This window comes from Cytobacillus sp. FSL R7-0696, assembly GCF_038006865.1.
GTDB classification, from domain to species: Bacteria; Bacillota; Bacilli; order Bacillales; family Cytobacillaceae; genus Cytobacillus; species Cytobacillus kochii.
In genome coordinates this window covers 185,418-206,850 of the sequence record NZ_JBBOWA010000001.1, presented here as the reverse complement: position 1 = coordinate 206,850, position 21,433 = coordinate 185,418, and the positions used below count along the sequence as shown (strand labels likewise).

Below are 21,433 nucleotides of genomic sequence, written 5' to 3'. Positions count from 1 at the left end.
TAGATGTAATGAAGGAGTGAAGAGCATTGTTTAGCTTTTTATGGTCATTAATTATAGGTGGACTTATCGGCTGGGTAGCGAGTTTAATCGCAGGTAGAGATATCCCAGGAGGAGTTATAGGCAATATTATTGCTGGCTTCATCGGAGCTTGGTTAGGGACTCTTATTTTAGGAGACTGGGGACCAGTAATCGCAGATTTTGCTATAATTCCAGCGATCATTGGTGCGATTGTGCTTGCCTTTATCGTAAGTTTCATCATGAGGTCCATGAGGAAATCGACAGATTAAAATAAGTAAAACGAACAATTTGAACTGTACTCCAATTGTTAGAAACATGAGCTAACAATTGGAGGTGCAGTTTTTTTATGGCTAAATTTAAGGAGCACTTCACTTCGAATTGCTCGTTGTTTTGTGTTTTTATTATCGATTGTAAATAGATAAATAAAAGAGCTGATAATAGACTTTGTACTTTGTTTCCTTTATGGACATAATGAGCGGAAGTCTGCTGGTGCCGGACAAGTGATCTCCTGTTTTTCTTTTGTGAAGGGGTGCTGCCATTCAAGTTTATAAGCATGTAATGCTTGTCTAGTTAGCAGGTTCTTTCCTCCATATAAATGATCACCAACGAGTGGATGTCCGATATGACTTAAATGGACACGAATTTGATGGGTTCTGCCTGTATCGAGTTGACAAGTAATGAGTGAAATATTGTTTTTGCTATCATAAGCTTGGACGTCATAGGTCGTTTTGGCATATTGCCCTGTAGTTGAGACTCTCCGCTTATTGGAATGATGGCGATCCTTTCCGATAGGGAGTTCAATACTATCATGTTTATTTTTTAGTTGGCCATGGACGAGAGCCATATACGTGCGCTTGATAGATCTTTGTGCAAGTTCTGTATCAAGGATAGCACCTGCTAAAGAATGTTTAGCAAACAGTATCACTCCAGATGTCTCCTTATCTAATCGGTGAATATGTCGAATGTAAGTAGATTCACCCTGAAGTTGCATATAATATTTGGCTGCATCTAAAAGGGTATTTTTTTGAACTAAGGTGTGTGGGTGTGTTTCCATCCCAGCAGGTTTGTTAAAAATGATTAAATGATCATCCTCGTACCTAACATCTACATCTGTATAGAAACCATCATTCTCAAGCGTTTCTACCTGAGGGTCCGTTAAAAGTTTGAATTGTAACCGATCTCCTTGGATTAGTGGCTTTTCCCATACAATAGGGTTGTTATTCTTTTTTACGCATCCCTCCATGCGCATTTGATGGGTCAGCTTTTTAGGGGCGCCCCAAATCTCTCTAAACAATTGCGTTGCGGATTGACCAGCCCATTTTTTTGGAATGGTTAATTCAAACCATTCTCCTTTTTTACTTACTGTTACCATTATTTACTTCCTTCCTTTTAAGCATATCATATAGTGTTTATTCATATAGATGAAAGTGTATTTAACAAGGATTATTCAAGTTCTCTTGTAGAAAACGATATTTGCATCAATAGTATATAAAATCATGGTGATAATTACCACCGAGAGGCAAAAGTAGTTTATGCTATTCTATTGGTAATCATGAAGTATTAGTGAACAAAGGTGGGTTACTTGTGAAAGTAGTTTTTGCGGCAACAACAGAACAAGAGGAGCAAATTGAAGCATTGGTCGATAAAATGTTTCATCATGTTTTACCTCATTATTTTTCAGAAAAAGAATTACAGACATTTGGTGACATGAATATTTTAAAGCCGACAGAGAAGTGTATGGAAACTTTAGGAGATGCTTACTCGGTATTGGCTAGTTTACAAACTTTAATGCACCTCCTTGAAGATGCAGGGCTGAAGAAAGAACATTGTGAGTTATTTAAAAGAAATACTGAGATTTTAAATCGTTTTGATATCTCTTTTCCATTTTCCTTTCATCATTTCCTTCCTGAACAAACGAAAGAGCCAATAAATATAGACCAAGCTTACTTACAGTAAGAATCATTTAAAAGGGAAATACAAAAAACGACCAAATTTATTTATGAACATTTGGTCGTTTTTTTATTTATCCGTTTTTATTCTGTTACGTTTTCTTCAAACCAATCTTGAAATACAGCTTCTTCTTGGTATCCTGTAATACGAGCTACTTCTTTTCCATCTTCATAATGCACAATAGTTGGTGTTTCTGAAATACCAAAGTCATTCCAACCTTGATCGAACTCTAGTAAGTTGTATTGTAATAAGTCAACGCCCATATCATCAGATAAAGGAGCAACAATTGGAGTTGTTCTTTGGCAGTGAGGGCATGTTGGGCTAAAAAAGTATACCGTAGCTTCGCCGCTTTCACTTAATTGACTCTCTAAATCCTCTGGTAACACAATATTGCTATAATTAGGATCATCTAACTGATCAATCGTTTCTTGCTCTAAATCAGTTGTTCCATAAGGGTTGTCCCCTGAAACTTTTTGATCGTTCTGCATTTTTGTTAACAGTGCAACTCCGCCAAAAAGAATAATAATGACTGCTAAGAATATGATGATTTTTTTCATTTGGTCTTCTCCCCCTTTGTTTTTTTCCATATCATGACACTACAAATAAAAATAATAATAAATGCAACCAATGCTAGAAATGGAATAGTGATAAAGCCAAACCAGTTAATATACTGTCCCGTACAAGGAACTCTGCCACATGCTGGAGCACTCTCAGTTAAAAAAGAAAGCTTTTGAATACCGTAATGGTAAATAGAGATGAGTCCTCCAATTCCAGATAAAATCATAGTATAAAAGCTGATTCGAAAGTCTTTTTTAACTACTGCTATGCCTAAAATGGCAATTAGAGGATACATAAGAATTCTTTGGTACCAGCATAATTCACATGGCTCATACTGTCTAATTTCGGAAAAATATAAACTGCCGAAAACAGCAATGACTGAGGCAGCCCATGCAGTAAACAGAATACTTTCCCTAGCATCCTTCTTTTCTGTTGGTTTCATAACGTTCTCCCTTTTTTCATATTTATAGGCGAAATGAAAAATATGTATACTAACGTATTTTAACAAATTATACGTCTCTTTAACGTAAAAATAAACGATGCTTGAGAAAATTCTATAAAAAGTCATAAAATCAACACAAATCAAGCATAGTTATGTGTTGACAAACGAATCTATAGGGAGAACATTTGACCAAGATTAGAAAAGGGTAAATAGGGGTATAAGAGTAACAAACGTTTGTTTCAATGAAAATAAGGGGAGTATTTATGAGAAAATTAGATTTAAGCAAATTTGAGAAAAAAATGATTATTAGAAACATGAGAGAAGAAGATATCGATAAAATTATTGCGCTACAAGAGGTATGTTTTCCAGGAATGGATCCATGGAAAAGAGATCACCTTGAAAGCCATTTAAATATATTTTCGGAAGGACAATTTGTAGCAGAGTATGATGGTGAAATCATTGGTTCTTGTTCCAGTTTAATTATTAATTTTGATGAATATGATGATCGCCATACTTGGGCTGATGTCACTGATGACGGTTATATAACTAACCATAATGATGATGGCTACAATCTGTATGGTATTGAAGTAATGGTTCATCCTGAATATCGTAGAATGAAGATTGGTCACCGTCTATATGAGCAAAGAAAGGAGCTAGCTCGGGAGTTAAATCTCAAGAGTATTATTATTGGAGGGCGAATCCCTAATTATCATAAGCATGCAAAAGAGATGAGTCCGAGAGAATATGTTAATGAAGTATCGCTTCATAAAATATATGACCCTGTACTATCCTTTCAATTATTAAATGGTTTTACACTAATGAGGATAAATCCTAATTACTTGCCAGATGATAGGCAATCCAATAAATACGCAACGTTAATGGAATGGAATAATGTTGATTATAAATCAACAACGAAAAGATTTTATAAAACAAGTTATCCAGTTAGAATTTGTGTTGTACAATATATGATGCGTCAAATTCAATCGTTCGAAGACTTCGCCAGTCAAGTCGAGTATTTCACAGATGTTGCCTCAGATGCAGAAGCGGACTTCGCAGTTTTTCCAGAGATATTTACGACGCAATTAATGTCATTTCTGGACGAGAAAGTACCGAGTCTTGCTATAAGGAAGCTTACTGAGTATACAGAAGAGTATATTCAATTATTCACTGATTTAGCAGTTAGGTATAACATAAATATTATAGGTGGATCTCATTTTGTAAAAGAGGATGAGGATAAAATTTATAATATAGCCTATTTATTTAGACGTGATGGTACGATTGAAAAGCAATATAAACTCCATATTACGCCTAATGAAAGAAAATGGTGGGGGATATCCCCTGGTGACGCTGTCCGCGTTTTTGATACGGATTGTGGAAAAATTGCGATTCAAATTTGTTATGATATTGAATTCCCAGAATTAGCGCGAATTGCGACTGATATGGGAGCAAAAATTATATTCGTTCCTTTTTGTACAGAGGACAGAGAAGGTTATTTACGTGTTCGATACTGTGCACAAGCTCGGGCCATTGAAAATCAAATTTATACAGCAATATCAGGTACAGTCGGGAATTTACCACAAACAGAAAATATGGATATACAGTATGCACAATCAGCGATTTTTTCACCTTCAGATTTCGAGTTTGCTAAGGATGGAATTGTCGGGGAGACGAATGCAAATATTGAAATGGTGCAAATTGGTGATGTAGACTTAGAGGTATTAAGAAGGAAAAGACAAGACGGTACAGTAAGACATTTGAAAGATAGAAGGCATGATATTTATCAAATTCAATATCGTAATCATAAATAAATTCTATAGACAGCTATCCTGCACGAACAAATTTATTTGTTCGTGTTCTTTTTGGGAAATGATGAATGTCGACTCTTAGGGATAGATCCTTTAAAGAAATTGAAATAGAAACCGCAGTAATTGATTGAAAATTTTATAAAAATCCACTATTTTTAATAAGAGAGAATAGCTTACAAAATGGATTAATTTAGTCGATAATGGAAAGAGGTATTTAACTAGGGGGGAAAACGATGGATTGGAAAAGCAATGTAGATAGATGGAATACATATTCGCAATTGACTACTGAAATGAAAGAAGAATTAATTCAATTAAATGACAATGAAAACCACTTAGAAGATGCATTTTATAAAGACCTCGAGTTCGGAACAGGTGGGATGAGAGGAGAGATTGGTGTAGGCACAAATAGAATGAATATTTATACCGTTAGAAAAGCATCTTACGGTTTAGCCAAATACATAATTGAAAAGGGACAGGAAGCAAAAGCAAGAGGTGTAGTGATTGCCCATGATTCAAGACATATGTCACCAGAATTTGCTTTAGAAGCGGCAAAAACGCTTGCTTCAAATGATATTCAAACATATATCTTCGATGAGTTAAGACCCACACCTGAACTTTCGTTTGCTGTAAGATATTTGCATGCATATGCTGGTATTGTCATTACGGCTAGTCATAATCCAAAAGAATACAATGGTTTCAAAGTATATGGGCCGGATGGAGCACAATTGATACCAGAAGATGCCGATACAGTTATAGCAAAAGTAAATCAAATTGAAAACGAGTTACTTATTGAAGTAGAAGAAGAAGCACTGTTAAGAGAGAGAGAACTGATTGTTACGATTGGTTCATCTATTGATCGTGCTTATGTTCAAAAGTTACAGACAATTTCAGAAGACCGTTCTATAGGTGAAAAAACGGATCTTTCTATCGTATTTTCTCCATTACATGGCACGGGCAATAAACCGGTTAGAGAAGGGCTTGCAAGCTTGAATTATAAGCATGTTCATATTGTAGAGGAACAAGAAAAACCTGATGGTGATTTTCCTACAGTAGACAGCCCTAATCCTGAAGAAAGGTCTGCATTTACGTTGGCTATAAAAAAAGGGGAAGAGGTAGATGCGGATTTACTTATTGCTACTGACCCTGATGCGGATAGATTAGGAATAGCAGTTAAAAATGATAAGAATGAGTATGAGCTTCTGACAGGCAATCAGACAGGTGCTCTAATTCTTTACTACATGCTAACACAAAAGAAGGATAAAGATAGCATTCCGTCAAATGGAATTGTCCTGAAAACAATTGTAACTTCAGAGCTAGGAAGAGAAATTGCAGCTTCGTTTAGTTTAACTACAAAAGATGTACTTACAGGCTTTAAATTTATTGCTGAGAAAATAAAAGAATATGAAACAACAGGTGAGTATAAATTCCTTTTTGGTTATGAAGAAAGCTATGGTTATTTGATTGGTGATTTTGCTAGAGATAAGGATGCTGTTCAAGCTGCACTATTAATTGCTGAAGCAGCTGCTTTTTATAAAGAAAAGGGCCAAACACTATATGATGTATTAATGATGATTTATGCAAAGTATGGTTATTTCCGTGAAGGATTAAAGTCGATAACTTTAAAAGGCAAAGCAGGTACAGAAACAATTGCAAACATACTCTCCACGTTTAGAAATACATCTTCAATTGATATAGAAGGTCTTAGTCATATCGCGACAGAAGATTATTTAACAAGTATTCGCACAGAAAATGGTCGTCGTTCGGCTATTCATCTTCCGAAATCTAATGTATTAAAGTACTTCTTCGCTGATGGTACTTGGATTTGTTTACGCCCATCAGGAACGGAACCAAAAATTAAGTTTTATTTTGGTGTTAAAAGCGAATCATTAAGCTTGAGTCAAGAAAAGCTTGACCATGTTCAAGTGGAACTAATGAAGAAAGTGGAACAGTTGATACAAGAGGAATTGTAAAACTAAAAAATTCGAACATCATTCAAATCTTAAAGGATGAGAATATGTTCGATTTTTTTATTCAAGTAATGGCTTTGTTAACCCCTCATTAGCCCTAGGGTAAATAAAAGTAAAGGACATTAAAGAGATCATTGTAGTAAAGATTTGTTTTAGCACTAGCTGAGAAGCCAAGGAAAGTAGATTTGCGTGTCGTGGATAATTGCTGAACATTCACTAATTTCAGTTAGAAGTAGTATCAAATAAGCTTCATATATACGACCTTAGGCTGAGAAAATTTCATCGTTGTGAATGAAGATCATTACATAAATACTCGTTATAATAGTCATAAAGTGAGGGTTAAAGAGAATGGCGAATCAACAAATTCGTGAAGCAGTCATACTTAAGGAAATAGCGGAATTACTTAATGAAGGAAGCGAAATGAAAGAAACATTGTCTGCTGTATTAGAAAGATTGCTACAAGTCACTCAATTACAAACAGGCTGGCTTTTTTTAATCAAAAAGCATGAACCAACGCTAATCGCACATCATCAATTGCCCCAAGCATTAACAACGAATCAGTTCGCTCCGATGTGTTCGAAAGAATGCTGGTGTGTAAACCGTTACAATAACGGTGAATTAAATCGTGCGAGTAATATTATCAATTGTAAAAGAATTGAAGAGGCAAAAAAGAATGGATATGCTGACATTGAAGGTTTAACCCACCATGCAACAGTTCCCCTTCGCTTTGGTGAAGAAATGTTCGGCATTTTAAATGTAGGAGCTCCGAATAAAATTCATTTCTCAGAAAAGGAACTTTCTTTATTAGAATCTGTTGCTTTTCAAATAGGGTCGACATTAAAAAGAATGGCATTAACTGCGAGGGAACGAGAAATGGCACTTATTGAGAAAAGAAATCGTCTTGCACAGGAATTGCATGACTCTGTCAATCAGTTGTTATTTTCGGTTAGTTTAACGGCTCGAGGAGGAAGGGAAATAACAAAATCTAAAACTGTTCAAGAAACATTTACTTATATACAAGAGCTTTCCCAACAAGCCCTTCATGAAATGCGTGATCTGATCTGGCAGTTAAAACCAAAAAGTCTAGAAAACGGGTTGCTCACATCATTAAAAGAATACAGTGAAATGCTTGGGCTTCAGTTACATTGTCATGTTAATACATTAACAAATATTTCTCCACAAACAGAAGAAACTTTATGGAGGATAGCTCAAGAGGCAATGATGAATTGTAAGAAGCATTCTGGTCAGGATAAGATTGATATTGCAATTGATTTCAACCAGGATAAACAGATAATACAGATGAGTATAACTGATCATGGTGTAGGTTTTAATTACAGTCCATCTGTATTCTTACCTTCTCATGGATTGAGAAATATGCGTCAACGAGCTGAACGACGGAATGGTACCATGGATGTATCTACTAGTGAAGGGAAGGGAACGAAAATCATTATACGCCTGTTCAATTAAGAGGAGGGTCTAACGGGTGAATGTATTAATTATTGACGATCATCATGTTGTAAGAAAAGGGCTTATCTTTTTTTTGAATACACAAAAGGATATCCATATTGTTGGTGAAGGAAGTACTGGAGAGGAAGCAATAAAATTAACAGAACAATGTATGCCAGATCTTATTTTAATGGATCTTGATATGCCTGACATGAATGGAATCGAAGCAACTAAAGCAATTAGGAAGAAATTTCCCCAAGTAAAAATACTCATACTGACAAGTTATTCAGATCAAAGCCATTGTATCCCTGCAATAGCAGCTGGTGCATCAGGTTATCAACTTAAGGATGTTGAACCAGATGAGCTTGTAAAAACGATGAATGAAATAATGGATGGGGAAAATTATATTCATCCTAAAGCGACAACTCATTTAATGTCAAAATTCTCACATGAAAATGAGGATATACATTTATGGCATGAACTTACAAAAAGAGAAAAAGAAGTATTATCCGAAATGGGAAAAGGTAAATCCAATAAAGAAATAGCGGCTGAATTATTTATTACAGAGAAAACGGTAAAAACACATGTGTCTCATATATTATCCAAGTTAGACGTCGATGACCGCACGCAAGCGGCCATTTTTGCAGTGAAAAATAACTTTGTCATGTAAAAGAAGAGCACTATAAATAGATAGTGCTCTTACATTATTGGTGGAATTCTACATAAAATAGGGTGAAGCTGTTTTCATTTCTTCTTCCGATAATTGATTGGCGTGATCAATATAACGTAGAAGTGTATATAGATGCTGTTCGATAATCGTGTAATCTTTTTCAAAATTGTACGCATGTAGAAAATGCTCGATTTTTTTCGCTAAAAATTGATCACTTGTTCTAACCATAAGAATGAGTAAATTATCCCATTCGGAACGGTGAGTATAATATAACGCACGGTCATAATCCACTTTATTCATTTTCATTCTCCTCCCTTGGGAGTTAAGAATAGTTTGAGCCATAATGAATTATTTTTTCAACCAAAAATTTGGTCAACCTGTTATTTCACGTTTATCAAGTTTTACCTGTATAAAAATAAATTCTTTCATTGATACATAATCGAGTTGCAATTTGAAAAAGATAGAAGTAGTAATTTTAGATAAACGGGGGTTTATTGTATGAAAAAGCTACTTTTATTGTTACTTACTGTAGTATGTTTAAACTACATTCAGGCACCGGTATTTGCCGACGTACATACACATGGAGAACATAAAGAAAAAGTCGATTATAAAAAATACGGCAGAATTGCAACAGCGGTTGTGAAGGAAGATTACCCAGAAGAAGAAGTTGTTGATTATCAGTATGCTGGAAGACGGATGATTTCAGAAAATGAAGTCATTGATACTTTTATATTTCAAGTAAAAGAGGATGGAAAAGATTTGACTGTGCTTGTTAAAGTAACTCATCGACTAGACGATAGTAAATTCTTAAATTTAACGGTAGAAGAGCAGGAGCGAAAGTGAATAGAATGTAGTAAACTCCTATCGACTTCTTTTAGAAAAAAATAATTATTTCACAAAGGATGCTCATTTTAAGGGCATCCTTTGTTTGTCTAAATAAGGATTAAATAGAACACTAAAAGTCTTGTTTGAAAGACTGAAGTATACTCATCATTCTCTTTTTTCTATCATAGATTATGTTAAAGGTGAAGATAGGGAGTGAGAGAATGCTTGGTAGTGAACACAAATCGTTAGAGTATGCAATAGACGAAATCACAGAAATCGCCACAGGTTTTGGGCTGGATTTTTATCCGATGAGATATGAAGTATGTCCAGCAGAGATCATTTATACTTTTGGTGCTTATGGGATGCCAACAAGGTTTTCACACTGGAGTTTTGGAAAGCAATTTTTTAAGATGAAACTACATTATGATCTCGGTTTGTCGAAAATATATGAATTGGTGATTAACTCTGATCCATGTTATGCTTTTTTATTAAATTCCAACTCTTTAATTCAAAACAAATTAATTGTCGCACATGTTCTTGCTCACTGTGACTTTTTTAAAAATAATGTTCGATTCCAAAATACAAAGAGAGATATGGTTGAAAGCATGTCTGCTACGGCAGAGCGTATTAGAAAATATGAAATTGACTATGGAAAAAAAGAAGTAGAGACATTTTTAGATGCCATTTTAGCTATCGAAGAACATATAGATCCTTCTCTTATGCGTCCGAAATTTATTTGGGATCATGAAGAAGAAGAAGAGAGCTCGTCTTTCCATGTTGAAACGCCTTATGACGATTTATGGGGACTTGATCAAAAAGAAGTAAAACAGAAAAAGAAAAAAATGAAGAAGTTCCCACCTAAGCCAGAAAAAGATATTCTTTTATTCATTGAACAATACAGCCGTGAATTGACTGATTGGCAGAGAGATATCTTAACAATGATGCGAGAAGAGATGCTCTACTTTTGGCCACAACTTGAGACGAAAATTATGAACGAAGGCTGGGCATCCTTTTGGCATCAACGAATTTTAAGGGAGATGGATCTTACTTCTGGAGAAGCTTTGGAATTTGCGAAATTAAATGCTGGTGTTGTGCAACCATCAAAAACAAGTATCAATCCTTATTACCTTGGCTTGAAGATCTTTGAGGATATTGAAGAGCGATATAATCACCCTACGGAAGAAATGATTAAGAGAGGAGTAGAGGTTGGCTCTGGTAGGGAAAAAATGTTTGAAGTACGAGAAATTGAATCTGATATCTCGTTTATCCGTAATTACTTAACAAAAGATTTAGTGATGAGAGAGGATATGTATTTATTCCAAAAGCAAGGAAAAGATTATAAAGTTGTCGATAAAGGATGGGAAAATGTGCGTGATCAGCTAGTTAGTATGAGAGTCAATGGAGGATTTCCTTATCTGACGGTAAATGATGGAGATTATATGAAAAACGGTGAATTGTATTTAAAGCACTGGTTTGAAGGGATTGAGCTTGATTTGAAATATTTAGAGAAAGTTCTGCCTTATGTATATCAGTTATGGGGGAGAGCGGTTCATATGGAAACAATTGTAGAAGAGAAGGAAATGGTTTTTACTTATGATGGAAAGGCGCTTCATAGAAAATATCTATAAAGATGCCCGCTGAAAATTCAATAATTATGACAAATACGAACAGTTGAAATTCTCATCTGTTCGTATTTTTTATGGGTGGGGTTAAACTGCAATAGATGAATGGCAGTATTTTAAAACTAATGAAGAGCAGATTTGAATTTACTACCTCGTGCTTCTTGTGTGTCCATAATGGTTGTAAAAGCAAGAGGATCAATCTCAGCAATGATAGTTTTAAGTTTAGATATTTCTAATCGAGTCACAACAACATAAATAATTTCTTTATCAGTATTAATATATCCACCTTTGCCGTTCAACTTCGTCACACTTCTTCCTAGCTTTGTAATAATACAATCAGCCATCTCCTTATAATGGTCAGAAACGATGAGCACAGCTTTTGTATCTCCTTCAAAACCTTGTACAACCATATCAATCGTTTTAGAAGCAATATAGTAAGTGATGATTGAATACATGGCTTGTTCCCACCCTAAGACGAATCCTGCCCAGACAAAAACGAAAATATTAAAGAACATGATAAATTCCCCTATAGAAAAGGGGATTTTTTTTGTTAAAAGAATAGCCATAATATCAGTCCCATCTAACGCACCACCATGTCGAATGACTAGCCCCACTCCTGCTCCTAGGATGACACCTCCGAATACTGTTGCCAGTAACGGGGTAGATGTAAAAGGAGAGGTATGATGAAAGAGTGATTCGACTCCTGCTAAAGAGATAATGCCTATTAAGGAAGCAAGAAAAAAACTTTTTCCTAATAGCTTATAGCCAGCAATTAAAAAAGGAATATTAAAACAAATAAATAATACACCGAAATGGATGGTTGTTAAATGGTTAACGATTAAGGAAATACCAATAATGCCACCATCTATAATCAGGTTTGGTATAAGAAATAATTCAATTGATAAAGCAGCAAGTGTAGCACCAGCGATGATCATTATGAACTTATAGATAAAATATGCTTTACGGTTGAAGAGTGCTTTTATCATGAAAAATCCTACTTTCTGTTGAAGAAGCTTTGTTCGTATGATTTTTGTTATTATGTGTAAAATATTATTTTTGTAAACAATACCATATTTTGGACTATAAACAAACTTTTCATTCGATTTCATACAAAACAGTTGAACAATTCCGTTTTGTTCTTCATAATGTAATATATGAACATATATTCATATATATAGAAGAGGTGAATTAAAATGAGTCATCATCACTCCCATTCTCATCATCATCATTCGTCTAACAATCAAAATGTATTATTACTTACTTTCTGTTTAATTTTTGGATTCATGCTTATTGAGTTTATTGGTGGTCTGTGGACGAATAGTTTAGCACTTTTATCGGATGCAGGGCATATGTTAAGTGATGCAGCAGCGTTAGGGTTAAGCTATATTGCCATCAAGGTAGCTAAAAGGGAATCAACCAACAAAAAAACATTCGGATTTAAACGGTTTGAAATTTTAGCGGCGGCCATAAACGGGGTAACATTAATAGTTATCGCTATTCTTATCATGATTGAAAGTGTGAAAAGGTTTATCTCACCGCCCGAAGTAGCAAGCTTAGGTATGTTAACAATTGCTACAATTGGTTTTCTTATCAATATAGTAGCAGCTGTTATCTTAATGAAAGGTGACAAAGATGAAAACCTGAATGTGAAAAGTGCGTTTCTTCATGTAATTGGAGATTTACTTGGATCTGTAGGAGCGATTATAGCAGGTTTACTGATTTACTTTTTTGACTGGGGTATTGCTGACCCAATAGCAAGTTTAATTGTTGCTATTTTGATTATTAATAGCGGCTATAGAGTGACAAAAGAAGCCTTTCATGTATTGATGGAAGGAGTACCTGACGGAATGCAAATTGAGGAAATTAAAGCTTCCATCAAAACCCTTCATAATGTAGACGATGTACATGATATACATCTCTGGACGATTACTTCAGGGTTCCCTGCTTTTAGTTGCCATATTGTCTTAAATGAGGATGGGCACCATGATACTGTGCTCAAAGAAACCAAAGTATTACTTTCTCATCAATTTGGCATCAATCATAGTACAATCCAAGTTGAAGGCAGAAGCAGCGGTTGTCCAAACCATGAGGACGTGTGTAATTAAGAATGACGAGTATGTTCTATTGTTTGTTTTAATAAATGCATAACATGTTCATCATCGTGACTATAATATAAAGTAGTTCCTTCACGTCGGAATTTAACTAGCCTCAAGTTTTTTAGGAATCTTAATTGATGGGAGACAGTTGATTGCAACAGAGAGAGCTTTTCGGCAATCTCATTTACCGAGTGTTCTTCGTGAAAAAGTAAATGTAAGATTCTAAGCCTTGTCGGATCAGATAAGGCTTTAAAAGTTTGTGTGACTAAAAAAAGAGTTTCTTCGTCTAATTCTTTGTAAGCTGGATTGTCGTTCATTATTTTATTCACCTTCCTATATATCATAAGTATACCTTTGTTAAAATTGAAAATAAATATCGAAGTCATCTTTCAATTGCGTTTAGTGGGGGCGAAATGTGACTTTCATATTTTTAACACCGTTTTGACACATAAATGAGATATAATTCTTTTATTAAAATGAAAATATGCCTATACAATAAACTTAGATTACCTGTTTAAAGGATGGTGTTTATACATGAATTTATTAGTAGTTGAAGATAATGAAAGTGTTTGTACAATGCTCGAGATGTTTTTCATGAAAGAAGGATATAAAGGAACCTTTGTCCACGATGGACAATCAGGATTTGAGGCGTTTAATAAAGGGGAATGGGATCTAATCATACTCGATTGGATGCTCCCAGCTATGGATGGTGTAACATTATGTAGAAAGATCCGTGATATTAGCAGTGTGCCCATTATTATGTTAACAGCGAAAGACAGTGAATCTGACCAAGTACTCGGACTTGAGATGGGTGCGGATGATTATGTGACGAAACCATTTAGCCCGTTAACTTTAATGGCAAGGATTAAAGCTGTAACTAGAAGATTTCAATCAGATACAACAGAGAAGGATCATCACTTTACGACAAGCCATTTTTTCAAAATTAGTAAAGAAGCTAGAGAAGTCTACTTTAAAGATGAACTGCTTTCAAATTTAACACCTAAAGAGTTCGATTTATTGTATTACTTTATTACCCATCCAAAACAAGTATTTTCCAGAGAACAATTACTCGATAAAGTATGGGGATACCAATTTTATGGAGATGAAAGAACAGTCGATGTTCATATTAAACGTTTAAGGAAAAAGATAGGCAGTGCAGATCAACCATTTATCCATACTGTGTGGGGTGTAGGTTACAAATTTGATGAGTCGACGGATACCTATGAGAAATAAATATTTTCTTAAACTGCTATCCAGTCATGTTCTTATTTTAATATTGGCGTTTTTATTAATGGGTTTGATTTTTTCACAATTTGTAAGAAGTTATATTTTTGAAAACAAAGTGGAAGAATTAAATGAATATGGCCAGCAAATTTTAGAAGATGTATCCATTCATGAAGAAAGTCCACAAACTTTCTTGAATAAATATAGTAAGCTACTTGAAGCAAGAAATATTCAATATATTTTATTCGATAGTAATGCAGATATTATCTACCCCAATGTTTCTATGGACCCTAGTATACGACTTTCTCAAAAAGAGTGGGAAAAGTTGTCAAAAGGTGAGTCTGTAACAATCCTTCATGATATTAAACGGTTTGAACAGGAAGTATCATTAGTAGCTTTACCGTCAATGGACGGTGAAAACATAACCGGTGGAATTTTATTACTTTCGCCGATAAGTACGTCTTTAAAAATGATTGGACAGCTTAATCAATATTTATTATATACGATTGCTATAGCTGCAACTGCAGCAATCTTTTTAAGTTTAATCTTCTCCCGTAACTTATCAACGAGAGTGAGAGCGTTTAGAAAAGCAACTTCAATGATTTCATCAGGCGATTATAATGTAAATGTGCCCGATGATTCCAAGGATGATTTAGGTTATTTAGCAAGGGATTTTAATGAGATGGTTGTGCAATTAAAAAAATCTCATGAGGAAATTGAAAGGCTAGAAAATCGCAGACAAAAATTTCTTGCCGATGTCTCACATGAATTAAGGACACCCTTAACGACTATTAGTGGATTAGCAGAAGGAATTAAAAATCAATTGATTCCTGAAGAGGAAGTTGATAAAGGGATGAATTTAATTGACCGTGAAGCTAAAAGGTTGATTAGATTAGTAAATGAAAACTTAGACTATGAGAAGATTCGTTCAAATCAATTAGAATTACATATGATTGATATTCAAGCTATTGAGGTATTTGAGGTCGTAAGTGAACAGCTTTTAATGCAAGCAGATGAAAAAAATAACCAAATTTATATTGAGGCAGCAGAAGATATCTTTATACATGCTGACTATGACCGCTTGATCCAAATTCTTATTAATATTGTTAAAAATAGTATTCAATTCACAGAAAACGGATGGATATCCATGCGTGCCTTTGAGAATGAGCATGATATTTGTATTGAAATTGAAGATAATGGAATTGGTATCGATCCAAAAGAAGTAGATTGGATTTGGGAAAGGTTCTACAAGGCGGACAGTTCAAGAACGAACAGTTATTTTGGTGAATTTGGGATTGGTTTGTCAATCGTAAAACAATTAGTTTCTTTACACCGTGGTAAAATAGATGTTCAAAGTGAAACAAATAATGGAACCATTTTTCGATTGTTTTTTCCTAAAAAGTGAATGGGAAAATAAAAAAAATCGCGCTGAATTTCAGCGCGGTTTTTTATTTCACATTTGGACTTGTGATTCTGTAGACAAAGGAATTTGTGAAGGAGCTATTTCTTCAATTACTGGTTTCTTGTATACCTCCACTAATTTGATATGGTGATCTTCCATTTCTACAATAGTAAACACAAAGTTCTCCTGTTCTATAAAGTCGCCTTCTTTGGCTTCATAATTCTCAGTTAACAACCAACCACCAATCGTGTCAACGTCTTCATCATTGATGGAAATATTTAAAATATCGTTAATTTGACTAACTAATACTTTTCCATCTAAGATATAATGATGATCTTTCACTTTTTGAACACTTGGTACTTCGTCCACATCAAACTCATCTCTAATATCACCGACAATTTCTTCGATAATATCTTCAACTGTCACCAATCCTGAAGTTCCGCCGTATTCATCCATCAATATAGCCATATGGATACGTTCTTTTTGCATTTTTAACAACAAATCATGAATCGGTGTAGAATCGATTACACGTATGATAGGACGAATATAAGTGGATATAGGTTTTATTGTTGACTGAGACTTAGACGAAATGAGGTCCGTTAAGATTTCTTTCACATTAATCATACCGATGATATGGTCTTTATCACCGTCTATAATGGGATACCGTGTGAACTTTTCATTCTTGGCAGTAGGTAAAAATTCCTCTAGGGTATCATCTTTAGAAATAGAAATAATCTCTGTGCGTGGAACCATAATTTCTTTCGCAATGCGGTCATCAAAATCAAATATTTTGTTCACATATTTAAATTCCGATTGGTTGATTTCTCCGCTTTCATAACTTTCTGAAAGAATGATTCTTAATTCTTCTTCAGAGTGAGCCATTTCGTGTTCAGAAGCAGGTTTTAGCCCAATCAATTTTGTTAACAATCTGGCAGATCCGTTTAGCACCCAGATAAATGGGAACATAATGCGATAGAACCAAATTAAAGGCTTGGCTACCATTAATGTGACCGTTTCGGCTTTCTGAATAGCAATTGTTTTCGGCGCAAGCTCTCCAACAACAACATGTAAAAATGTAACGATGGTAAAGGCGAATGCAATAATCAAAATATGAGATAATGAGGCAGGTATATGAAACAACTGGAATATCGGTAAAAGCAGACTTTCAAATGTTGTTTCACCAAGCCAACCGAGAGCTAATGCCGTAATCGTAATACCTAATTGACAGGCAGACAAATACTCATCTAAATGAGTAGTTACTTTTTTTACTGAGATGGCTCTCTTGCTACCTTCTTCGATTAATTGATCCACTTTTGAGCTTCGTACCTTCACAATAGCAAATTCTGAAACGACAAAGAATGCCGTTAAGCCAATTAAAATGGCAACAATAACCAAGTTTAATATGTCCAAATAAATTCCCCTAAACCCAACAGAGGGTAGGGTGTCACCTCCTGAGAATTGAAAAATAGATGAGCTCCTATTACAAGCAATCGAAGCAATCAATGAGTTAAGTATCTATTTGATATATACTTAAATTTTCCTATTTCAAATTTAGAGGTAAAGATTTATCGTCTTTAATTTTAAAAAATATGGAATAGCTTCGATTATCATGTAAACCACTGTATTTCTTTTCTTTTCCATAGTAAGTTCATCATCATAAATAGAAAAAACTTCTTATTAGACTATTTCCTGCAAAAGCTCAATTTTGCTAAACCACCGATGCGATAGAATATCCCATTTTACCACCTCAGTTTGAATATTTTAAAAATAATTATACTTTAAGAAAATATAATCAGTCAAAGGGTAACTTCTTATTTAATACTATTTTATTCGAAAATTCTGTAAATATGAAGATCGAAAGAACGAATTCCTGTTCCATTTAAGTTCTATTAAGGGTATAATATCCATACATCTTTTACCAATTGCGATCTGTACTTAACAGAGAATAAAGAACAAGGTCATGAAAATGGTTATTAATGTACTCGTTGTCTCTGAGAATACCTTCTTGAGTAAAACCTAATTTTTCTGGTATTTTCCGGCTTTTTTCGTTTTGTACAGCACATTTGATTTCTAGGCGATGAAGATGTAAAAGAGAAAACGTATAGTTAATGAGGTGATTAGCTGATTTCGTAATAAGACCTTTTCCTTGATGTGTCTGGTCTAATAAATAACCAATGCTTGCTTGCTTATTTTTCCAGTCTATTGTATGAAGACTAATGGAACCGATTAATTTTTGATTTATAAATATACCTAAGAAAATCCCGTTCTGTGTATGAAATTGTTGGAGCCATGAGGAGATCACTGCATTTGTTTTTTCGATACTATCTGTGAATTGCACCCATGGCAACCACTCAGCTAAATATGCGCGATTTTGTTCAATTAATAAATAAAAATCCTCTGAATGATAAGGCTCTAATAAGTGAAGTTTAAGAGAGGAATCGATATTCATTTTCCACTTCGACAAAATTCTCACCCTTTCGACATGTAAAAGTAAAATAAAACCATTATTATGGGTATAAAGTTCTATTTTTTATCGCAAATGGACAAAATGTTTTGCAGAAACACACTTTTATATATTACGATTGTAATTCGAGTATATTATTTTATGGGAGGACTTCTATGAAAATTACCACAAAAATTATTATTGCGTTACTTGTCGGTGCAGTTGTTGGAATTATCTTAAATGTAACCGCTCCAAACGTATTTGAAGTACTAGATACGTGGTTATTTTATCCACTTGGACAAATTTTTCTTAATTTAATTAAGATGTTAGTTGTACCAATAGTTTTATTCTCAATAATTCTCGGATTTACTGGATTAGGGGATCCAAAAAAATTAGGGAGAATCGGTGTTAGAACCATTTCATATTTTCTAGTAACAACTGCAATAGCTATTGTCATTGCTATTTCTTTATCGTTAATTTTTAAACCTGGAGAAGTGGGCACGTTTGACACAGCAAATGCCGAATTCAAAGCAGAAGAGGCACCACCAGTGAGTGATACCTTACTTAATATGATTCCTGCTAATCCATTTGCAGCGATGACTTCTGGTGATATGTTACAAATCATTGTTTTCGCAGCATTTATTGGTTTTGCATTAACCATGTTAAGAGAAAAAACACAAGGTGTTATCAAATTAATTGAACAAGGCAATGAGATCATGATGTATCTTGTTGGCGTGGTGATGAAGTTTGCACCATATGGTACATTTGGTTTGATTGCTTCAGCAATTGGAAGTCAAGGTTTCTCAGCTATTAAAGCAATGGGATTATACTTTATCTTAGTAGTTGCTGCACTTATGATTCATTTATTCATAGTATATGGAGGTACAGTGTATTTCTTAGGTGGAAGAAAAAATCCTTTGAAGTTCTTTAAAGGGTTTACACCGGCAATGGGAGTAGCATTTAGTACATCTAGCAGTAATGCTGTTTTACCAATCTCAATGGAAGTAGCTCAAGAGAACTTAAAAGTACCTAAGCATATTAGTAGTTTCGTTCAACCTTTGGGAGCAACGATTAATATGGATGGAACAGCGATTATGCAAGGTGTAGCGACTATTTTTATTGCTCAAGTATATGGTATTGATTTAAGTATTGGTCAATTAGTGACAGTAGTTCTAACAGCGGTCCTTGCTAGTATTGGGACAGCAGGCGTACCGGGAGTAGGTTTAATTATGCTTGCGATGGTTTTACAATCAGTTGGTTTACCTGTAGAGGGAATTGCGTTAATTCTCGGAATTGACAGACTATTAGATATGGCACGTACAGCTGTTAATATTACGGGCGATGCAGCTTGTGCTGTATACAATACAGCAGCAGAAGAGAGACGCGAAAAAAAGCTGGCTAAATAGATAATACAATAAAAGTTCTTTTCTAAAATCGCTTCATAAAGATCCGAACACATGTGAATTCTTCAAAAAAGAGGATTTGAGCATGTGTTCGGTTTTTTTTTGGAATAAAATATTGATGGTTACAAAAAAGTAAGAAAAGTCTATCTATTCCCAAATCAAAAAAATATTTTTGCTAAATAAATAGCTTTATTTTGATGGTGAAAATTGCCTGCATCATATAAAAATAGTCCATTTCATATAGTCCGTATTTCTTAATTATATGCAATTAGGTTATGTTCATTTGAGTAATCTTTCTTGCAATGTTAATATGATTATCAATCGATGTGTATTGGACTTTTAAATATTTTTATAACACAAAATGACATTTGTTAAAAAATGTATGATGTATATGGGTATTCATTTCGATTTTTATTTGAAAGGTTCGAAAAATTTAATTATAATCGATGTGAAAAGGTGTAAAAATACACGAAAAATAAATCAAGGGAATGAAATGATTTTGACTAGAGATGAAATCATATTAAAAGTTTCGGAAAAGATGCGCTTAATTCGTACTGAAGCTGGTTACACACAGGATAAAATGGCAGAAATCGTTGGTGTTTCAAAAAAAACACTTGTACAAATTGAAAAAGGCCGGGCCAATGCTGGTTGGTCGACTGTCGTTGCTGTATGTGCTCTGTTTAGAGAAACGGAGACAGTAAGGTTTTTGTTCGGAAACGAGCCTTTAGAAGTGATTGAAACAGTAGTGAGAGAGGGAATTGATTTTCGTAAAGAGAAAACTCTAGGTGGAAAGATTTGGTGGAAAGAAATACAGAATAAAAGCGGTTATGTTTTGCAACAAAATATCATTAGTCAACATTACCGAATTATTGATGAAGAGCATTTCCGTATTTATAGTAGCTTTGATGAAACTTCTGCCAAGGAGAGATTCGCTGAAGTCATTGAAGAACTTCAACATCAATATTAATTCATTTAATACATAGCTGCAAAAAACCCAACAAAGTTGGGTTTTTTGCTTATTATTTGACGACCATTACGCTACATGGCGCTTCTTTTGTTATTTTTTCACTATTGCTTCCTAAGAAAATTCTTTTTAATCCTTCTTTTGAGGAACTTCCTACGAATATAATGTCTGCCTTTAATTCTTCAGCTAATTCGCATATGGCATCTGCCGGTTTGCCTCCCAATATCTTTATTTCTAATTTTTTTCCAGCATCATCAGCAATTTGTTTAGCATGTGTAATCGCTTGGTCGACGCTGTTAATTACTGTTGAATGTGTAGTCTTTTCTTCTGCGTGATTACTAATATGGAGCGGTTGTATTTGCATGCCTTCAACAATCATATTATTCGATCTTAACTGAGGGTTTTTTTCAGTTGCTGAATAAGAATTTTCAATCACTTCTTCATCAGCATGAGCTAGAATGATTTTTGTGTCAGTCGTAGAGAAAGAAAGTGCTTTTTCCAATGCGTGACGGCTGTTTTCGGAATCATCATACCCGACAATAATTGTTTGAAAGTTTAACAATCTTATCACCCTTTCGTCTTATGTTATACTTTACCC

The 21,433-nt window shown here is 34.4% G+C and carries 22 protein-coding genes; 13 read left to right on the top strand and 9 right to left on the bottom strand.

Annotated elements, in window-relative coordinates; all coding sequences use genetic code 11:
• Positions 1-26 precede the first annotated feature (26 nt).
• Positions 27-287: a GlsB/YeaQ/YmgE family stress response membrane protein gene (locus tag MKX29_RS01030; protein ID WP_224939070.1), complete on the top strand. Its 261-nt coding sequence runs from the start codon at positions 27-29 to the stop codon at positions 285-287.
• Positions 288-478: 191 nt separating this feature from the next.
• On the opposite strand, the gene MKX29_RS01025 is transcribed toward MKX29_RS01030, so the two are convergent.
• Positions 479-1,390, bottom strand: coding sequence for an RluA family pseudouridine synthase (locus MKX29_RS01025; protein ID WP_341103467.1), 912 nt, complete (start codon positions 1,388-1,390; stop codon positions 479-481).
• A gap of 212 nt (positions 1,391-1,602) precedes the next feature.
• Here MKX29_RS01025 and MKX29_RS01020 point away from each other — a divergent pair, with 212 nt between their 5' ends.
• Positions 1,603-1,974, top strand: a complete 372-nt coding sequence (locus MKX29_RS01020; protein WP_224939072.1) for a DUF5365 family protein — start codon at positions 1,603-1,605, stop codon at positions 1,972-1,974.
• A 77-nt stretch (positions 1,975-2,051) separates the two neighbouring features.
• Here the strand turns inward: MKX29_RS01020 and MKX29_RS01015 are convergent, their stop codons facing one another.
• Entirely contained in the window at positions 2,052-2,525 is a 474-nt protein-coding gene (locus tag MKX29_RS01015; protein WP_224939073.1) for a thioredoxin family protein, read from the bottom strand.
• On the bottom strand, positions 2,522-2,968 hold the full coding sequence (locus MKX29_RS01010; protein ID WP_251161268.1) for a disulfide oxidoreductase: 447 nt from the start codon (positions 2,966-2,968) through the stop codon (positions 2,522-2,524). The genes MKX29_RS01015 and MKX29_RS01010 overlap by 4 nt, the downstream gene beginning before the upstream one ends.
• A gap of 263 nt (positions 2,969-3,231) precedes the next feature.
• Here MKX29_RS01010 and MKX29_RS01005 point away from each other — a divergent pair, with 263 nt between their 5' ends.
• From MKX29_RS01005 to MKX29_RS00990, 4 genes are all read left to right on the top strand, one after another.
• Complete coding sequence (locus MKX29_RS01005; protein WP_224939075.1) at positions 3,232-4,776, top strand: bifunctional GNAT family N-acetyltransferase/carbon-nitrogen hydrolase family protein; 1,545 nt, start codon at positions 3,232-3,234, stop codon at positions 4,774-4,776.
• Between the two features lie 230 nt (positions 4,777-5,006).
• Positions 5,007-6,743: a phospho-sugar mutase gene (locus tag MKX29_RS01000; protein ID WP_289433264.1), complete on the top strand. Its 1,737-nt coding sequence runs from the start codon at positions 5,007-5,009 to the stop codon at positions 6,741-6,743.
• A 345-nt stretch (positions 6,744-7,088) separates the two neighbouring features.
• A complete protein-coding gene (locus MKX29_RS00995) occupies positions 7,089-8,207 on the top strand; it encodes a GAF domain-containing sensor histidine kinase (RefSeq protein WP_341103455.1) in 1,119 nt (372 codons plus the stop codon).
• 16 nt (positions 8,208-8,223) lie between these two features.
• Positions 8,224-8,856 (top strand): response regulator, encoded by a 633-nt coding sequence (locus tag MKX29_RS00990; RefSeq protein ID WP_224939078.1) that lies wholly within the window; start codon positions 8,224-8,226, stop codon positions 8,854-8,856.
• A 48-nt stretch (positions 8,857-8,904) separates the two neighbouring features.
• Here the strand turns inward: MKX29_RS00990 and MKX29_RS00985 are convergent, their stop codons facing one another.
• Positions 8,905-9,156, bottom strand: coding sequence for a YhdB family protein (locus MKX29_RS00985; RefSeq protein WP_095369951.1), 252 nt, complete (start codon positions 9,154-9,156; stop codon positions 8,905-8,907).
• Positions 9,157-9,354: 198 nt separating this feature from the next.
• On the opposite strand from MKX29_RS00985, the gene MKX29_RS00980 reads away from it, so the two are divergent.
• Together MKX29_RS00980 and MKX29_RS00975 are read left to right on the top strand one after the other, a co-directional pair.
• Entirely contained in the window at positions 9,355-9,699 is a 345-nt protein-coding gene (locus MKX29_RS00980; RefSeq protein ID WP_224939079.1) for a DUF3889 domain-containing protein, read from the top strand.
• Positions 9,700-9,902: 203 nt separating this feature from the next.
• Positions 9,903-11,309: a SpoVR family protein gene (locus MKX29_RS00975; protein ID WP_224939080.1), complete on the top strand. Its 1,407-nt coding sequence runs from the start codon at positions 9,903-9,905 to the stop codon at positions 11,307-11,309.
• Positions 11,310-11,425: 116 nt separating this feature from the next.
• Here the strand turns inward: MKX29_RS00975 and MKX29_RS00970 are convergent, their stop codons facing one another.
• On the bottom strand, positions 11,426-12,289 hold the full coding sequence (locus tag MKX29_RS00970) for a YitT family protein (RefSeq protein ID WP_289433266.1): 864 nt from the start codon (positions 12,287-12,289) through the stop codon (positions 11,426-11,428).
• A 207-nt stretch (positions 12,290-12,496) separates the two neighbouring features.
• Here MKX29_RS00970 and MKX29_RS00965 point away from each other — a divergent pair, with 207 nt between their 5' ends.
• Positions 12,497-13,408: a cation diffusion facilitator family transporter gene (locus MKX29_RS00965; RefSeq protein ID WP_341103444.1), complete on the top strand. Its 912-nt coding sequence runs from the start codon at positions 12,497-12,499 to the stop codon at positions 13,406-13,408.
• Here the strand turns inward: MKX29_RS00965 and MKX29_RS00960 are convergent.
• A complete protein-coding gene (locus MKX29_RS00960) occupies positions 13,405-13,716 on the bottom strand; it encodes an ArsR/SmtB family transcription factor (RefSeq protein ID WP_224939083.1) in 312 nt (103 codons plus the stop codon). The two genes, MKX29_RS00965 and MKX29_RS00960, sit on opposite strands and share 4 nt — an antisense overlap.
• Before the next feature lie 217 nt (positions 13,717-13,933).
• Between MKX29_RS00960 and MKX29_RS00955 the strand changes: the two genes are divergently transcribed.
• On the top strand, positions 13,934-14,632 hold the full coding sequence (locus MKX29_RS00955) for a response regulator transcription factor (protein WP_251161274.1): 699 nt from the start codon (positions 13,934-13,936) through the stop codon (positions 14,630-14,632).
• Positions 14,622-16,028 (top strand): HAMP domain-containing sensor histidine kinase, encoded by a 1,407-nt coding sequence (locus MKX29_RS00950; RefSeq protein WP_341103439.1) that lies wholly within the window; start codon positions 14,622-14,624, stop codon positions 16,026-16,028. The genes MKX29_RS00955 and MKX29_RS00950 overlap by 11 nt, the downstream gene beginning before the upstream one ends.
• A gap of 48 nt (positions 16,029-16,076) precedes the next feature.
• On the opposite strand, the gene MKX29_RS00945 is transcribed toward MKX29_RS00950, so the two are convergent.
• Both MKX29_RS00945 and MKX29_RS00940 read right to left on the bottom strand, forming a co-directional pair.
• Positions 16,077-17,435, bottom strand: a complete 1,359-nt coding sequence (locus MKX29_RS00945) for a hemolysin family protein (RefSeq protein WP_224939086.1) — start codon at positions 17,433-17,435, stop codon at positions 16,077-16,079.
• Positions 17,436-17,940: 505 nt separating this feature from the next.
• Positions 17,941-18,489 (bottom strand): GNAT family N-acetyltransferase, encoded by a 549-nt coding sequence (locus MKX29_RS00940; RefSeq protein WP_341103436.1) that lies wholly within the window; start codon positions 18,487-18,489, stop codon positions 17,941-17,943.
• 155 nt (positions 18,490-18,644) lie between these two features.
• On the opposite strand from MKX29_RS00940, the gene MKX29_RS00935 reads away from it, so the two are divergent.
• Positions 18,645-19,874, top strand: coding sequence for a dicarboxylate/amino acid:cation symporter (locus MKX29_RS00935; protein ID WP_281203064.1), 1,230 nt, complete (start codon positions 18,645-18,647; stop codon positions 19,872-19,874).
• A gap of 496 nt (positions 19,875-20,370) precedes the next feature.
• The gene (locus MKX29_RS00930; RefSeq protein ID WP_191815030.1) at positions 20,371-20,838 is read left to right on the top strand and encodes a helix-turn-helix transcriptional regulator; all 468 of its coding nucleotides are present in this window, start codon (positions 20,371-20,373) and stop codon (positions 20,836-20,838) included.
• 52 nt (positions 20,839-20,890) lie between these two features.
• Here MKX29_RS00930 and MKX29_RS00925 read toward each other — a convergent pair whose 3' ends face one another.
• The gene (locus MKX29_RS00925) at positions 20,891-21,397 is read right to left on the bottom strand and encodes a universal stress protein (protein WP_224939089.1); all 507 of its coding nucleotides are present in this window, start codon (positions 21,395-21,397) and stop codon (positions 20,891-20,893) included.
• Positions 21,398-21,433: the final 36 nt, after the last annotated feature.

Excerpts from the sequence above, each read along its gene's own strand:
- MKX29_RS01025 (WP_341103467.1), bottom strand. The coding sequence starts at position 1,390 with ATGGTAACAGTAAGTAAAAAAGGAGAATGGTTTGAATTAACCATTCCA.
- MKX29_RS01015 (WP_224939073.1), bottom strand. The coding sequence starts at position 2,525 with ATGAAAAAAATCATCATATTCTTAGCAGTCATTATTATTCTTTTTGGC.
- MKX29_RS01010 (WP_251161268.1), bottom strand. The coding sequence starts at position 2,968 with ATGAAACCAACAGAAAAGAAGGATGCTAGGGAAAGTATTCTGTTTACT.
- MKX29_RS01005 (WP_224939075.1), top strand. The coding sequence starts at position 3,232 with ATGAGAAAATTAGATTTAAGCAAATTTGAGAAAAAAATGATTATTAGA.
- MKX29_RS01000 (WP_289433264.1), top strand. The coding sequence starts at position 5,007 with ATGGATTGGAAAAGCAATGTAGATAGATGGAATACATATTCGCAATTG.
- MKX29_RS00995 (WP_341103455.1), top strand. The coding sequence starts at position 7,089 with ATGGCGAATCAACAAATTCGTGAAGCAGTCATACTTAAGGAAATAGCG.
- MKX29_RS00985 (WP_095369951.1), bottom strand. The coding sequence starts at position 9,156 with ATGAATAAAGTGGATTATGACCGTGCGTTATATTATACTCACCGTTCC.
- MKX29_RS00980 (WP_224939079.1), top strand. The coding sequence starts at position 9,355 with ATGAAAAAGCTACTTTTATTGTTACTTACTGTAGTATGTTTAAACTAC.
- MKX29_RS00975 (WP_224939080.1), top strand. The coding sequence starts at position 9,903 with ATGCTTGGTAGTGAACACAAATCGTTAGAGTATGCAATAGACGAAATC.
- MKX29_RS00970 (WP_289433266.1), bottom strand. The coding sequence starts at position 12,289 with ATGATAAAAGCACTCTTCAACCGTAAAGCATATTTTATCTATAAGTTC.
- MKX29_RS00965 (WP_341103444.1), top strand. The coding sequence starts at position 12,497 with ATGAGTCATCATCACTCCCATTCTCATCATCATCATTCGTCTAACAAT.
- MKX29_RS00960 (WP_224939083.1), bottom strand. The coding sequence starts at position 13,716 with ATGAACGACAATCCAGCTTACAAAGAATTAGACGAAGAAACTCTTTTT.
- MKX29_RS00955 (WP_251161274.1), top strand. The coding sequence starts at position 13,934 with ATGAATTTATTAGTAGTTGAAGATAATGAAAGTGTTTGTACAATGCTC.
- MKX29_RS00950 (WP_341103439.1), top strand. The coding sequence starts at position 14,622 with ATGAGAAATAAATATTTTCTTAAACTGCTATCCAGTCATGTTCTTATT.
- MKX29_RS00935 (WP_281203064.1), top strand. The coding sequence starts at position 18,645 with ATGAAAATTACCACAAAAATTATTATTGCGTTACTTGTCGGTGCAGTT.